Source organism: Streptomyces sp. NPDC007875, assembly GCF_042868035.1.
Lineage (GTDB): Bacteria > Actinomycetota > Actinomycetes > Streptomycetales > Streptomycetaceae > Streptomyces > Streptomyces antimycoticus.
Map to the genome: position 1 here is coordinate 453206 of NZ_JBIADZ010000002.1, position 14636 is coordinate 467841.

The 14636-nt window shown below is 71.0% G+C and carries 10 protein-coding genes; 5 read left to right on the plus strand and 5 right to left on the minus strand.

Features of this window, described 5'->3' with window-relative positions; translation table 11 throughout:
• The first annotated feature begins 2 nt into the window (after positions 1 to 2).
• A complete protein-coding gene (aspS, locus tag ACFYOY_RS05775; RefSeq protein ID WP_351883890.1) occupies positions 3 to 1838 on the plus strand; it encodes an aspartate--tRNA ligase in 1836 nt (611 codons plus the stop codon).
• 148 nt (positions 1839 to 1986) lie between these two features.
• Positions 1987 to 2928, plus strand: a complete 942-nt coding sequence (locus ACFYOY_RS05780; protein WP_351883502.1) for an intradiol ring-cleavage dioxygenase — start codon at positions 1987 to 1989, stop codon at positions 2926 to 2928.
• A gap of 111 nt (positions 2929 to 3039) precedes the next feature.
• Here ACFYOY_RS05780 and ACFYOY_RS05785 read toward each other — a convergent pair whose 3' ends face one another.
• From ACFYOY_RS05785 to ACFYOY_RS05795, 3 genes are all read right to left on the minus strand, one after another.
• The gene (locus ACFYOY_RS05785; protein WP_014053647.1) at positions 3040 to 3435 is read right to left on the minus strand and encodes a hypothetical protein; all 396 of its coding nucleotides are present in this window, start codon (positions 3433 to 3435) and stop codon (positions 3040 to 3042) included.
• Between the two features lie 116 nt (positions 3436 to 3551).
• Positions 3552 to 5297, minus strand: coding sequence for a methionine--tRNA ligase (metG, locus tag ACFYOY_RS05790; RefSeq protein ID WP_351883500.1), 1746 nt, complete (start codon positions 5295 to 5297; stop codon positions 3552 to 3554).
• 160 nt (positions 5298 to 5457) lie between these two features.
• Positions 5458 to 7572, minus strand: coding sequence for a VWA domain-containing protein (locus ACFYOY_RS05795; RefSeq protein ID WP_388585015.1), 2115 nt, complete (start codon positions 7570 to 7572; stop codon positions 5458 to 5460).
• Between the two features lie 270 nt (positions 7573 to 7842).
• On the opposite strand from ACFYOY_RS05795, the gene ACFYOY_RS05800 reads away from it, so the two are divergent.
• On the plus strand, positions 7843 to 9921 hold the full coding sequence (locus tag ACFYOY_RS05800) for a PhoX family phosphatase (RefSeq protein ID WP_351883496.1): 2079 nt from the start codon (positions 7843 to 7845) through the stop codon (positions 9919 to 9921).
• 28 nt (positions 9922 to 9949) lie between these two features.
• Here the strand turns inward: ACFYOY_RS05800 and ligD are convergent, their stop codons facing one another.
• A complete protein-coding gene (gene ligD, locus ACFYOY_RS05805) occupies positions 9950 to 10888 on the minus strand; it encodes a non-homologous end-joining DNA ligase (RefSeq protein WP_351883495.1) in 939 nt (312 codons plus the stop codon).
• 156 nt (positions 10889 to 11044) lie between these two features.
• Here ligD and ACFYOY_RS05810 point away from each other — a divergent pair, with 156 nt between their 5' ends.
• Positions 11045 to 12094 (plus strand): LysR family transcriptional regulator, encoded by a 1050-nt coding sequence (locus tag ACFYOY_RS05810; RefSeq protein ID WP_351883493.1) that lies wholly within the window; start codon positions 11045 to 11047, stop codon positions 12092 to 12094.
• Positions 12095 to 12125: 31 nt separating this feature from the next.
• Here the strand turns inward: ACFYOY_RS05810 and ACFYOY_RS05815 are convergent, their stop codons facing one another.
• The gene (locus tag ACFYOY_RS05815) at positions 12126 to 13193 is read right to left on the minus strand and encodes an endonuclease/exonuclease/phosphatase family protein (protein WP_388585019.1); all 1068 of its coding nucleotides are present in this window, start codon (positions 13191 to 13193) and stop codon (positions 12126 to 12128) included.
• A gap of 157 nt (positions 13194 to 13350) precedes the next feature.
• Here ACFYOY_RS05815 and ACFYOY_RS05820 point away from each other — a divergent pair, with 157 nt between their 5' ends.
• Positions 13351 to 14556: an alginate lyase family protein gene (locus ACFYOY_RS05820; protein ID WP_388585021.1), complete on the plus strand. Its 1206-nt coding sequence runs from the start codon at positions 13351 to 13353 to the stop codon at positions 14554 to 14556.
• The last annotated feature ends 80 nt before the right edge of the window (positions 14557 to 14636 follow it).

Consider the following 14636-nt stretch of genomic DNA (forward strand, 5'->3'; position numbering starts at 1 on the left):
TGATGCATCGGTACCGGTCGCACACCTGTGGTCAGCTCCGCGCCGCTGACGTCGACACCGACGTCCGGCTCTCCGGCTGGCTCCACAATCGACGGAACCTGGGCGGCATCCTCTTCATCGATCTCCGCGACCACTACGGCCTGGTCCAGCTGGTGGTGCGTCCCGACACCCCCGCCAACGAGGCGCTGAGCTCGATCAGCAAGGAGACCGTCGTCCGCGTCGACGGCCGGGTCATCGCGCGCGGCGCGGACAACGTCAACCCCGAACTGCCCACCGGCGAGATCGAGGTCGAGGTCGCCGACGTCGAGGTGCTCGGCGCCGCCGACCCGCTGCCCTTCACGGTCTTCCCCGAGGACGGGGTCGGCGAGGAACGGCGCCTGGAGTACCGCTTCCTGGACCTGCGCCGCGAGCGTATGCACCGCAACATCATGCTGCGCTCCGCCGTCATCTCCGCCATCCGGCAGAAGATGACCGCGCAGGGGTTCAACGAGCTGGCGACCCCGATCCTGTCCGCCACCTCGCCGGAGGGCGCCCGGGACTTCCTGGTCCCCTCCCGGCTGCACGCGGGCAAGTTCTACGCGCTGCCGCAGGCTCCGCAGCAGTTCAAGCAGCTGTTGATGATCGCGGGCTTCGACCGCTACTTCCAGATCGCGCCCTGCTTCCGCGACGAGGACGCCCGCGCCGACCGTTCGCCGGGCGAGTTCTACCAGCTCGACGTCGAGATGAGCTTCGTCGAGCAGGAGGACGTCTTCGGCGTCATCGAGAAGGTCATGACCGAGCTCTTCGAGGAGTTCGGCGGCGGCCGCCATGTGACCTCGCCCTTCCCGCGGATCCCGTTCCGCGAGGCCATGCTGAAGTACGGCTCGGACAAGCCGGACCTGCGGGCCCAGCTCGAGCTGCGGGACGTCAGCCACATCTTCGAGGGCTCCGGCTTCAAGGCGTTCGCGGACAAGCATGTGCGCGCGCTGGCCGTGCCGGACACCGCCGACCAGCCGCGGAAGTTCTTCGACCAGCTCGGTGAGTTCGCCTCTCTGCAGGGCGCCAAGGGGCTGGCCTGGGTCCGGATCGGTGAGGACTCCAAGCTGACCGGGCCGATCGCGAAGTTCCTCACCGAAGAGGACGTCGAGAAGCTGATCACCGAGGTCCAGGGCAAGCCCGGCACGTCGATCTTCTTCGGTGCGGGTGAGTTCGACGAGGTCTCCAAGATCATGGGCGCGGTGCGGGTCGAGGCCGCCAAGCGGACCGGCCACTTCGAGGACGGCGTCTTCCGCTTCTGCTGGATCGTGGACTTCCCCATGTTCGAGCGGAACGAGGACACCGGGCAGATCGAGTTCTCCCACAACCCCTTCTCCATGCCGCAGGGCGGCCTGGAGGCCCTGGAGACCAAGGACCCGCTGTCCATCCTGGCGTGGCAGTACGACATCGTCTGCAACGGCGTGGAGCTGTCCTCCGGCGCCATCCGGAACCACGAGCCGGACGTCATGTACAAGGCGTTCGCGATCGCGGGCTACGACCGGGAAGAGGTCGAGCGCGAGTTCGGCGGCATGCTGCGCGCGTTCCACTTCGGCGCCCCGCCGCACGGCGGTATCGCCCCCGGTGTCGACCGCATCGTGATGCTGCTGGCCGATGAGCCCAACATCCGCGAGACCATCGCCTTCCCGCTCAACGGCAACGCGCAGGACCTGCTGATGGGCGCGCCCAGCGAGGTGGACGAGGCCCGGCTGCGGGAGCTGCACCTGTCGGTGCGCAAGCCGCCGCAGGTGAAGAAGGCCGAGACCCCCGAGAAGGCAGAGAACGCAGCGAAGACGGCCGCCGAGGCCGAGAAGCCCGCCGAGTAGACGGGCCGGACGAGACCCACAGGGCGGGGGCGTGCCGAACGGCGCGCCCCCGCCGTGCGTCTGCGGGTGGCCGAATGACGTGCTTGGCACAGCCATTCACAGCCCGCACCCATGGGGCTGCCGGGTTGCCTCCCTACCGTCCCGGGCCATGACCGAACAGCAGAGCAACGACCTCGATCCCCAGCGGGATCTGACCAGGCGGCGGGTCGTGGTGGCGGGCGGCGCGGCGGTCGCGGCGGCGGGCCTGGCAACGGCCATCGCCACCACCGCCTCGGCGGGCGAGACGTCCGCGGCCTCCGCCACTCCCTCGGCCTCCGCCTCCTCGCCGTCCGGGGAGGTCTGTTACCGGCTCACCTCGGAGACGACCGAGGGGCCGTACTACATCGACGCGGACAAGATCAGAAAGGACATCACCGAGAACAAGGAGGGCATTCCGATGACCCTCCGCCTCAAAGTGATCGACTCCGACAGCTGCAAACCCGTGGCGAAGGCGGCCGTCGACATCTGGCACTGCGACGCGCTGGGGCTCTACTCGGGCTATGAGAGCTCGAGCGGCGGCGGGGGCGGCACTCCGCCCACCGGCACCCCGCCGACCGGGACGCCGCCCACCGACGCCCCGACGGGTGCTCCGACGGGTGCTCCGACCGGTGGCCCGCCCGGCGGCGGCCACCAGGAGCCGACCGACGACAAGCGGTATCTGCGCGGCACCCAGCTCACCGACCGGCACGGCTTCGTCGAGTTCACCACGGTCTTCCCCGGCTGGTACCGGGGCCGCTGTGTGCACATCCACACCAAGGTGCACGTCGGCGGCAAGCTCACGGACGCCGGTTACGAGGGCGGTCACACCTGCCACACCGGTCAGCTCTTCTTCGCCGAGGAGGCGGTGCTCGCCTCGGCCGAGGTGGCCCCGTACAACACCAGCACCACCGAGCGCACCACCCTCGACGAGGACGGGATCTACCCCGGCAACGGCGCGCAGGGCGGTCTGCTGGACCTGAAGTACCGCAAGGGAAAGATCGAGAAGGGCGTCACCGGAAGCCTCACCCTGGGGGTCGACCCCGACGCGACCCACGAGGGCACGGACCTCTGAAGCCCCTGGGGCGAGGTGAAGGCCTGGGGCGAGGTGAAGCCCTGGGGCGAGGTGAAGCCCTGAGGTGAGGTGAAGGCCTGAGGTGAGGTGAAGCCCTGAGGCGTCCTCGGGTCACAGCCTCCGGTCCACGCCGCACGGTGTGCCACGGTCCGCGCGGGCGGCCCGGTGCACGGCGCGCAACAGCCGCTTCGGCGTGGTCCGGTGCTGCCATAAGACGGCTTGTACGCCGTACTCCATCACCGCCATCAGCTCCGTCTCACGGAGCTCGCCCGCGATCAGCACCACCCGCTGCCGGCCGCCCCGCACCAGGCGGCGCAGCTCCGCCCCGGCGCGGTCGTCGAGGCGCTCGGCGAGCATGACGGCGACGGCGCCGCGGGGTTCGTCGCCGGGCGGGCATGGCCGGTCGACCAGCTCGACGCTGGGCTGATGCTGCAGATGACGCACGACCCCGGCCCGGCTGAGCGGGTCGGGGCCGTGGACCGTCACCGTGACACGTGCGTCCGGCACTGCTTCCTCGACTCCCCGGTGGTTATGGACTCCACAGGGTCACCGAGGGGGCTAAACGAACGGTTGTCGCGCGATCAACACGCGCATGAGCGGCTATCCGGGCCGCTCGCCGACCGCTACGCGGCGCCGTTCCCGTTCTGCTCCGCGCCGCCGAAGCGCTCCCGGAAGGACTCCAGGTCCTCCTCGGTGATTTTCGCGAAGAGCACCGGAGGAACGGTGAAGGCCGTGCCCGCCGGGACCGATGCCAGCGCCTTCGCCTCCTCCTGGCCGACCCAGGCCGCGGTGTCCTCGCTCAGCGCGAACGCCGACCGCATGGCCCGCGCCGAGGCCGGGATGAACGGCTCGGAGACGATCGCGTAGAGGTGGATGAGGTTCATCGCCGTACGGAGGGTGAGGGCCGCGGCCTCCTGGTCGGTCTTGATCTCCAGCCAGGGGGCCTTCTCCTCCAGGTAGGAGTTGCCCGCGCTCCACAGGGCGCGCAGCGCCGCCGCGGCCTTGCGGAACTGGAGCGCGTCCATGTGCTCCTCGTACTCCGCCAGCAGCCGCGCGATCTCCTCGCCCAGGCGCTCCTCCGCCTCGCCAGCGGCCTTCCCGGCCGGGACCTCGTCGCCGAACCGCTTACGGGAGAAGGACAGCACGCGGTTGACGAAGTTGCCGAGGGTGTCGGCCAGGTCCTTGTTGACGGTGGCGGTGAAGTGCTCCCAGGTGAAGGAGGTGTCGTCGGACTCCGGGGCGTTCGCCATCAGGAAGTAGCGCCAGTAGTCGGCGGGCAGCACCTCGAGCGCGGCGTCGGTGAACACCCCGCGCTTCTGGGAAGTGGAGAACTTCCCGCCGTAGTACGTCAGCCAGTTGAACGCCTTGACGTAGTCGACCTTCTTCCAGGCGTCCCGGGTGCCGAGGAGGGTGGCCGGGAACATCACGGTGTGGAACGGGACGTTGTCCTTGGCCATGAACTCGGTGTAGCGGACGGTCTCGTCCACGTCGTACCACCACGACTTCCAGTCGCGGTGCTCCGGCTCTGTGTCTTGCGCGGCGTCCGCCCACTCCTTCGTCGCCCCGATGTACTCGATCGGCGCGTCGAACCAGACGTAGAAGACCTTGCCCTCGGCCGCCAGATCCGGCCAGGTGTCGGCCGGCACCGGCACGCCCCAGTCCAGGTCGCGGGTGATCGCCCGATCCTGCAGGCCCTCGTTCAGCCACTTGCGGGCGATCGAGGAGGCCAGCGTCGGCCAGGCCTTGCCGCGCTCGTCGACCCAGGCGGCGACCTCCTCCGCCAGCTTGGACTGGAGGAGGAAGAGGTGCTTGGTCTCCCGGACCTCCAGATCGCTGCTGCCGCTGATCGCGGAGCGGGCGTCGATCAGGTCGGTCGGGTCGAGCACGCGGGTGCAGTTCTCGCACTGGTCGCCGCGGGCCTTGTCGTAGCCGCAGTGCGGGCAGGTGCCCTCGATATAGCGGTCGGGGAGGAAGCGGTCGTCCGCGTTGGAGTACACCTGGCGGATCGAGCGCTCCTCGATGAAGCCGTTCGCCTTGAGCTCACGCGCGATCGTCTGGGTGATCTGCACGTTCTGCGCGGAGGAGCTGCGTCCGAAGTAGTCGAAGGCGAGCCCGAAGCCGTCGTAGATCGCCTTCTGCGCCTCGTGCTGCTGGGCGCAGAACGCGTCGACCGGCAGTCCGGCCTCCTTGGCGGCCAGCTCGGCCGGGGTGCCGTGCTCATCGGTGGCGCAGATGTAGAGGACGTCATGGCCGCGCTGGCGCATATAGCGGGAGTAGACGTCGGCCGGGAGCATGGACCCCACCATGTTGCCCAGGTGCTTGATCCCGTTGATGTAGGGAAGGGCGCTGGTGATGAGGTGTCGAGCCATTGCAGGCTGCTCCCGAGTCGATACGGTAAGTGGCTTTCGGCCCTGCTGAGCCGCCCATATCGTATCCGAGTGACGGGGGCCACCCGCGCGGCGTTTTTTCCGCGGCGGATGGCCCCCGATGTGGTGCCTGGTGGGTTGCTGGGTGTGGTGCGGCCCCTGGTCAGCCCTGCGTACGGGCCGCCAGCCAGCTCGGGAACTTCTTCAGGATCTCCCCGTACAGCTCGGCGTCGGCGACCGTTCGCGGGTCGAGCCCGGCGTGGAAGAAGCCGGTGTTGTCGACCGCCCGCTTCTCCGGGACGGCGAGCGCGGGCGCGGTGTCCAGCTTCCGGAGGAAGTCGAACCCCTTCGCCTCCGGGTCCCCGAACGCCAGGAACTGCCAGAACAGCGGCAGCCCCGCCGCCTCGCACAGCGCCTTCTCGGCGGCGGTCTTGGCGGTGGGCGCGCCGTCCGTCTGGAAGATCACGAACGCGGGGTCGGTGGTGCCGGACGCCTTGTAGTGCTCGATGACGGCGTTGACGGCGGTGTGGTAGTTCGTCCGCCCCATGTGGCCGAGCGAGCCGTGCAGCTCCTCGATGCGGCCGGTGTGCTGGTCCAGCTCGAGGTCGGCGGTGCCGTCGATGTCGGTGGAGAAGAACACGACGGGCACGGTGCCGGTGGCGTCGAGCTGCGCCGAGAGGGCGAGCGCCTGCTCGGCGAGGTGCGACACGGTCCCGTCCTTGAAGTACCCGCGCATCGACCCGGACCGGTCCAGCACGAGGTAGACGACCGCGCGCTGTCCGGCCAGCCCATGCGCCTGGATGGCCTCCCCCGCGGCGGCGAAGGCCCCGACCAGCCCGGGCGCCCGCGATGCGAGATCGGCGGGCGTGATGGCGGATGCGGTCGCGGTGGCGGGTGCCGTGGCGGGTGCGTCGGCCTTGGTGGCGGTAGGGGTGGCGGCCGCGACCGCCACCGGCTCGGGGTCGGCCGCGGCCTCGGGCTCGGGGTCGGCCGCGGCCTCGGGCTCGGGGTCGGTCTCCGCGGGGGCGGGCTCGTCATCGGTCGTGGCCGCGGGGGCGGCCTCGCCGTCAGCCTCTGCTGCCGCCTCGGCTTCGGCCTTGGGCTCGGCATCGGCACTCGCCGCCGCCGGAGCCGCCGTGGCATCGCCGTCGGCCGCGGGCTCGGCCTCCGCCGTGGCCTCCGGTTCGGCTTCCGGCTTGGCCTCTGCCGTGGCGAGCATGGCCTCGTCGGTCGTGGCCGCGGGCGCGGCCTCGTCGTCAGCCTCTGCCGCTGCCTCACCCTCGGGCGCGGCGGCAGTTGCCGTGTCTGCCGTGGCGGGCTCCGGCGCGGGGTCCTCCGCAACCTCGGCCTGGGACGTGGTGTCGGCCTCCGCCGAGGATGCTTCGGCGGTCTCCGCCACCGGCTCGGCGGCCTCGGGCGCGGGGTCGGTCGCGGGCTCAGGTTCGGCCTCGGCCACGGCCTCGGCCACGGCCTCGGCAGGGTCGTCGTCGGTCTTGGCCTCGGCAGCGGCCTCGTCGCCTGCCTTCGCCTCGGCTCCGGCGTCGGCACTCGCCTCCGCCGGCGGGGCGACCGGGGCTGCGGCAGCCTCAGGCGCGGTGGCGGGCTCCGCCTCGGCCTCGGCGTCGGCTGCCGGTTCGGGCGTCGGCTCGGAGTCGATGTCGGCTGCGGGGGTGGTGGGGGACGCGGTGTCGTCACCCGCCGCAGGAGTGGGCTCGGCGTCAACGTCCGGCTCGGACGTGGACTTTGCCTCGTCCTCGGCGGCGGGCTTGGGCTCGTCCGCCTCCGTCTTCGCCTCAGTGGCGGTCGTTTCCTTTTCGTCGGCCGCTGCCGCGATCGGTGCGTCGTCCCCGGAGGTTGTCGTGTCCTCGGGCGCGGGGGACTTCAGGATCTCGTCGAGGGACTTCAGCGGAGCCGACAGGGCCGGGTCGTGCGCGGATTCGTCGTCGGGGGAGTCCGGGGCCGGTGCCATGTCCGCGGTCGGCTCAGGCTTCGCCTCGGGCTCGGGCTCGGGCTCGGCCTCCACCTCGGCCTTCGGCTCGACGCCGGACTCGGCCTTCGGCTCGGCGTCCGGCTCAGCCTTGGACTCGGCCTTCTCGTCTGCCTTCTCGTCTGCCGTCTGCTCTGCCGTCTGCTCTGCCGTCGGCTTCGCCGACTTCGGCTCCGGCTCGGCCGACTGGGGGTCCGGGACAACCTCCGCCTCCGGCGCGGCAGAAGCTTCGTCCACCCCCGTGGTTCGGGAGCGGCCGAAAACTTTGCGCAGTAGGTCCCGTATGCCCATGGGAGATACCTCTCACGTGTCGAGTGCGGTGCATGGCGGTGCATGACCGTGGTGCCGAAAGGCTAGCGGGCCATTGGGCGGCCCTCTTCCGCCGATTCCGCTCGCGCTTCGTTCACCTCCGGTTCAGGCGTTCGTCGCCGCCGTGCGGTTCTACGCCCATAGCTTCGCCGCCAAAGGATCCCGACGTCATGTCGGCCCGGACCGCGTCGGCGTACTGCCCATGCGGGGCCCTGCGAAGCCCATACGTGACACCCTTACGGAGGGGAAGACGTGCGCAACCTCCTGCCGCTCATCAGCTCACACCCGGGCGGTCGTTCCGCGCTGACGTGCCGGTACCGCTGTGGCGACGCCTGCTTTCACGAGACGCCGAACACCAGTGACAACGCCTACGTGGGCGACGTCGTCGCCGGTGCCGCCTCGCGCCGTTCCCTTCTGCGGGCCGGTGCGGTGATGACCGTGGCGGCCGCGACCGGAGCCGTGGCGATCGAGCGGGCGCCGCAGGCGTCCGCCGCGTCGGCCGACGCGGCCGCCGCCGGTTCCGCCGCCGAGGCGAAGCACAAGGCCGCCCGCGGCCTCCGCTTCTCGCCGGTGGCCCCCAACACCGAGGACACCGTGGTCGTCGCCGAGGGCCACGACCAGAACGTGGTGCTCCGCTGGGGCGACCCGATCCTGCGCGGTGCGCCCGCGTTCGACCCGGCCAAGCAGAGCGCCAAGGCCCAGGCGGGCCAGTTCGGTTACAACAACGACTACATGGCGGTGCTGGACGTCCCCGGCGAGCGTGACCATCAGCTGCTCGTGGTCAACCATGAGTACACCGACGAGGTGCTGATGTTCGCCGGGTACGACCCGGAGAACCCCACCCGCGAGCAGGCCGAGATCGGCTGGGCCGCGCACGGGCTGTCCGTGGTGGTGACGGCCGAGGAGCGCCGGCTGGGCCGGCTCACCGCCGTACCCCGCCACCACCTCAACCGCCGTATCACCGCGACCACTCCGTTCGAGGTCACCGGCCCGGCCGCGGGCAGCAAGCTGCTGCGCACTTCCGCCGACCGGTCCGGTAAGCGCGTCCTCGGCACGCTGAACAACTGCGGTGGCGGCATCACGCCGTGGGGCACGGTGCTCTCCGGCGAGGAGAACTTCAACCAGTACTTCGCCAACCCCGACAAGGTCACCGACCCGACCGTCAAGGCGGGCCTGAAGCGCTACGGCTTCGAGGACGGCGCCTCCGAGCGCAAGTGGGAGCGTTTCGACGACCGCTTCGACCTCGCCAAGGAGCCCAACGAGGCGCACCGCTTCGGCTGGGTGATCGAGGTCGACCCGTTCGACCCCGACTCCACCCCGCGCAAGCTGACCGCACTGGGCCGCTTCAAGCACGAGGCCGCCGAGCCCCGGCTGACCACCGACGGCCGTCCGGTCCTCTACATGGGCGACGACGAGAAGTTCGACTACTTCTACAAGTTCGTCTCCTCCAAGCGGATGATGAAGGGCAACAGCCGCGTCGCCCGCGAGCACAACCGCACGCTGCTGGACGAGGGCACGCTGTACGTCGCCAAGTTCACCGGTGACAGCCCGTCCGCCGAGATCGACGGCACCGGAAAGCTGCCCAAGGACGGCGAGTTCGACGGCGCGGGTGAGTGGATCCCGCTGGCCTGCGGCGACCGCTCCTTCGTGGACGGGATGACCGCCGAGGAGGTGTACGTCTTCACGCGTCTGGCCGCCGACAAGGCCGGTGCGACGAAGATGGACCGCCCCGAGGACGTCGAGCCGAGCCCGCGCACCGGTCGCGTGTACATCGCGCTGACCAACAACACGGACCGCGGCAAGGCGGGCAAGGCCGCCGTCGACGAGGCCAACCCGCGCAACGGCAACAAGCACGGCCAGATCCTGGAGCTGACCGAGCGCTGGAACAACCCGGGCTCCACCCGCTTCAGCTGGCGGCTGTTCCTGGTCTGCGGCGACCCCGAGGACCCGAGCACCTACTTCGGCGGCTTCCCCAAGGACCAGGTCAGCCCGATCTCCTGCCCGGACAACATCACCTTCGACGCGCACGGCAATCTGTGGATCTCCACGGACGGCAACGCGCTCGGCAACCACGACGGGCTGTTCGGCGTGGCGACGGCGGGCAGCCGCCGCGGCCAGGTCAAGCAGTTCCTGACGGTGCCGAACGGCGCCGAGACCTGCGGCCCGATCGTGCAGGAGCGGCGGGTGCTGGTGGCGGTGCAGCACCCGGGCGAGCTCGACGGTGCGAGCGTGGAGAAGCCCGCGTCCACCTGGCCCGACGGCCCGGGCAAGCTGACCCGGCCGTCCGTGGTCAGCGTCTGGCGGCGCGACGGCGGCGACATCGGCGCCTGAGGCCCCTGAGGCCCCTGAGGCTCAAGCGCTAGCCTTCGCCCTCCGCGAGCCGCCGCAGCCGCTCGCGGGGGGCGCGCAGGGAACGGCCCCTGGTGTCCGTACGGGCCCAGGGGTCGTCCGCGAGCCGTTCGCCGACGGTCCGCAGCGTCCAGCGGTCGGCCCTCAGTTCCGGGTCGTCCAGCTCCGCCACGTCGATGGGCGTGGCGACGGGGGCTCCGGGGCGGGCGCGCACCGCGTACGGGGCGACGGCGGTCTGGGCGTAGGCGTTGCGCTGGACGTCCAGGTAGAGCCGGCCGCGCCGCTTCGCCTTGCGTGGCTCGGTGGTGAGCCGGTCGGGGTGGCGGGCGGCCAGCAGATCGGCGGCGTCGCGCGCGAAGGACCGCACGGTGTCGAAGTCGGCGCGGCGGTCCAGCGGGACGATGACATGCAGTCCGCGGGAGCCGGTGGTCATCAGCAGCCCCGGTAGCCCGAGCTCGCCGAGCAGCCCGCAGCAGCGCCGGGCCGTCCAGCGCACCTCCTCGAACGCGGACTCCTCCGCCGAGGGCGGATCGAGGTCGAAGACCAGCCGGTCGGGGTGGTCGGGCCGGTCGGCGCGGGAGAGCCAGCGGTGCGGGGTGACGCACGCCTGGTCGGCGAGGTAGAGGAGGGTCGCGGTGTCGTCGCAGACCACATGGGCGACCTCGCCGCCCTCTTTGGGGAGCACGGCGCGGCGCACCCAGTCCGGAAAGTGGTCGGGTGCGTTCTTCTGCATCAGTGGCTTGCCGCCGATTCCGTCCGGATGGCGTTCCATCATCAAAGGGCGGCCGCGCAACTGCGGAATGATGCGGCGGGAGACCGAGCGGTAGTACGCGACGAGATCCCACTTCGTGATCCCGTCGTCGGGGAAGAGCACCTTTTCCGGGCGGCTGATCCGTACGGTGTGGCTCCCGGCCCTGACGTTTCGCGCATCGGTCCGCTTCTCGCTCATATCGGACCCGGGTAACCGTGTGGATAGCTGACTAAACTCTGGAGTCAGGAAAACGGGAGAAGTTGAAAAGCGGGGGAAATCATGGTGAGACCAGGGTCGCTCGGACCACCGACGACGGATCGGCGCGGCCGTTGGGCGCAGAGCCCACTGGCGCTCATGGACACCACGATGGACCAGTTGCGCACCCTGATCATGGTCCATGAGGCCGGTACCGCGCTGGGCGCCGCGCGGATTCTGGGCCGTGAACAGTCCAGCGTGCAAAAGCAGATCGACACCATGAACCGGAACTTTCGCGAGCTTTGCGGCGAACCCCTCATACTCAAGCAGGGGCGTGGCAAGGACGTGCTGTTCACCGGTACCGGAGAAGCCCTGGTCGAATTGGCGCGCGGAACTCTCGGCGAGTGGCTGGACGGCATCCATGAGTCGCGGCGCCGCCTGGGAAAAACCCTGGTGGTGGGCACGACCCGATTTACCCTCAGCTATCTGGCGGGCGCCGGGGAGCGGGTGGCCGAGGAGTTCCGGCAGTGCGCCATCGAGCTCAAGGTCGGCCATGTGCGCACCCGGGACGTGCTGGCCAAGCTGCGGGCCAAGGATGTCGACCTGGTGTGCGGCTCCGTGGTGACCCGGCCCGAGGGCGACGATGAACTCGCCGCCTTCGATGTGATGGAGTGGCGCCGCAGCGGGGTCTCGCTGCTGACCAATCTGTCCGAGGCCGAGCTGCCCGGCCCCACCGCCCCGAGCAGCGCGCTGCGCTCCCTGCCGCTGGTGGTCTCGGCCAGCGGGCTGATGGCCGGGGTGCTGCACACCTGGTTCGGCGGCGACTACCGCAACAAGCTGCGCATCGCCGCCGAGATCGACACCGTCAACTACGGTTTCGAGCTGCTGCGCTCCGGTCTGCTGCGCGGCTGCATGCTGGTCACCAAGGGGGTCGCGGACGCGGCGGGCGATCCGCGGGTGGCGTACGGACGCGGGCTGCGCGCGGTCGAGCTGGTCAATGACACCGGGCCCCGGCTGGAGGTGCTGCTGGGCGCCTTCACCCGGCGCGGTGAGCGGGCGTCCTACGACGCGGCCCATCCGCTCAATCTGCTCTGGGACGCGCTCGCGCAGGAGAACGCGCGCTGGCAGCGGGAGCAGCGCTGGCCCACGGCGGGTCTGGAGCCCGATCCGTTCGAGCTGGCCAACTCCTACAACCCGAGCGAGAGCTGAGCCGCGACCCGAGCGAGAGCTGAGCCGCAGGTCAGCCCTGCGGCCCGTACAGGTCCAGCTCCACCAGCAGCGCGCGGTGGTCGGTGTGCGGCAGATCCAGGAAGCGGGCCGTGCGCGGCCGCAGCGCCCGGCTGGCCAGCACATGGTCGATCTGCGCCCCCAGCACCGGGGCCGTGGCGCTCGGCCAGCTCGGCGTGCGGGAGATCCCGGTGGCCCGCGCGCTGTCCCGCAGCCCGGTGTCCAGAACGGCCCGGAAGGCGGCGTGGTCCTGGGTGGCGTTGAAGTCGCCCGCGATCAGGGTGGGTTCCTCGCCCCGCCCGGCGGCGTAGGCCCGCAGCCGCCCCAGCTCGGTGCGCCAGACGCCCAACTGGCCCGGCATCGGCGGCATGGGATGCGCGACCTGCAGCCGCAGCCGCTGCCCCGCGACCCGGACGACCGCCCCCGGCATCCGCAGCGTCCCGCGCACCCCCTCCGCACGGGTCAGCGGGTGGCGGCTCAGGATCGCCGAGCCCGCGGCGGCGCTGTCGCCGAGGACGATGCTCCGGTACGGGTAGGCCGCGCGGACGGCGGCCGAGTCCAGCGCCTCGGCGCACCCCGTGTCGCACTCCTGCACCGCGACCAGGTCCGGCCGCTCCCGGCGCAGCGCGGTCAGCAGTCCGTCCCTGGCCTGGCCGAACTCGAGGTTCGCGGTCATCACCCGCAGCCGGGCGAGGACCGGTCCGCGCGGCTCGGGCGGGGTGCCGCCGTCGTACGGCTGGATGAACCACCCGGTGGCCGCGGTTGCCGCCAGCGCCCAGCCGCACCCCAGCGGCCAGCGCGCGGCCGTGCCGAGCAGCAGCCCGAGCGCCGCCGGGACCAGCAGCCAGGGCAGAAAGGCCAGCAGCTGCGGTATGGGGGTGATGCCGTCGATGTCCGCGGCGCGGCACAGCACCACCACGCTGACCAGGGCCAGCGGCACCACCGCGGACCAGGCCGCCGTCCGCCGGGCCCGTCCGCCGGGGAGCCGGAGCAGCCGGCCGACGGCGCCCCGGGCGCCGCGTGGGGCGCCGGGCGGGCGGCCGGGGCCTGTGCCTTGGTCCTCCGCGACTGTCGTCTCCACGCTGGGCCTCTCGATCGGGGCGGGGCGCACATTCTCTCCTACGCCCCGCAGGTCTAGACCTTGACGTGTTCATGAGCTAACTTCCCGGAACATCGCAGGAGTTCATGTCGGCATCCGTCGTTCACATACACGAACCCCACCGTCAGGAGCCGCCCCCATGCGCACCAGAGCCCTGTATCTCGCCCTCGCCGCAGCGCTGGCCGCGCTGTTCGCGGGCATCCTCAGTGGTCCGGCCACGGCCGGGCAGACCCATCGGTCCGCCGAGCCCAAGGCCGCCGCCTTCACCCATCCCGGCGTCCTGGTCAGCCAGGCCCAGCTCGACTTCGTCCGCTCCAAGGTGAACGCCGGCGCCCAGCCCTGGAAGGGCGCGTACGACGCGATGCTGTCGAGCCCGTACGCCTCGCTGTCGCGCACCCCCAAGCCCCGGGCGGTCGTCGAATGCGGCCCGTACTCCGACCCCAACCTCGGCTGCACCGATGAGCGCCAGGACGCGCTCGCCGCCTACTCGCTCTCGCTGGCCTGGTACATCACCCGCGACAGCCGCTACGCCGAGAAGGCGATCCAGATCATGGATGCCTGGTCCGCCACCATCAAGGACCACACCAACAGCAATGCCCCGCTGCAGACCGGCTGGGCCGGATCCTCCTGGCCCCGGGCGGCCGAGATCATCCGCTACACCTACGACGGCTGGTCCGACGCCTCCATCAGCCGCTTCTCCACCATGCTGCGGAACGTCTACCTCCCGAAGGTCATCGGCGGCTCGAACTCCAACGGCAACTGGGAGCTGGTGATGATGGAGGCCGCCACCGGCATCTCCGTCTTCCTCGACGACCGGGCCAGCTACGACAAGGCCGTCGCGAAGTTCCGCGGCCGCGTCCCCGCCTACATCTACCTGCAGTCCGACGGCTCCCTGCCCAAGACCGCGCCCGGCAGCGGCCTGGACACCCGCGACAAGATCGTCAAGTACTGGCAGGGCCAGACGACCTTCGTCACCGGCCTCACCCAGGAGACCTGCCGCGACTTCACCCACACCGGATACGGCATCGCCTCCATCGCGCATGTCGCCGAGACCAGCCGCATCCAGGGCCAGGACCTCTACCCCGAGGTGGGCGAGCGGCTGCGGCAGGCGCTGGGCTTCCAGTCCAAGTACGAACTGGGCGAGAGCGTGCCGTCCTGGCTGTGCGGCGGCAGCGTCAAGCGGGGTCTCGGCCCGATCACCGAGGTCGGCTACAACGCCCTGCACACCCGCCTCGGCATTGCCATGGCCAACACCCAGAAGCTCACCGAGCAGCAGCGCCCGGCGGGCACCAACAGCCTCTTCCTGGGCTGGGAGACCCTGACCCACGCGGAGAACCCCTCCTGATCGCTCCCGATCCCGCCCGACCCCGGACCGCCTGGCGGCCCGGGGTCTCGTGGTCCTGGGCCCCGGACCGCCCGGCCCCG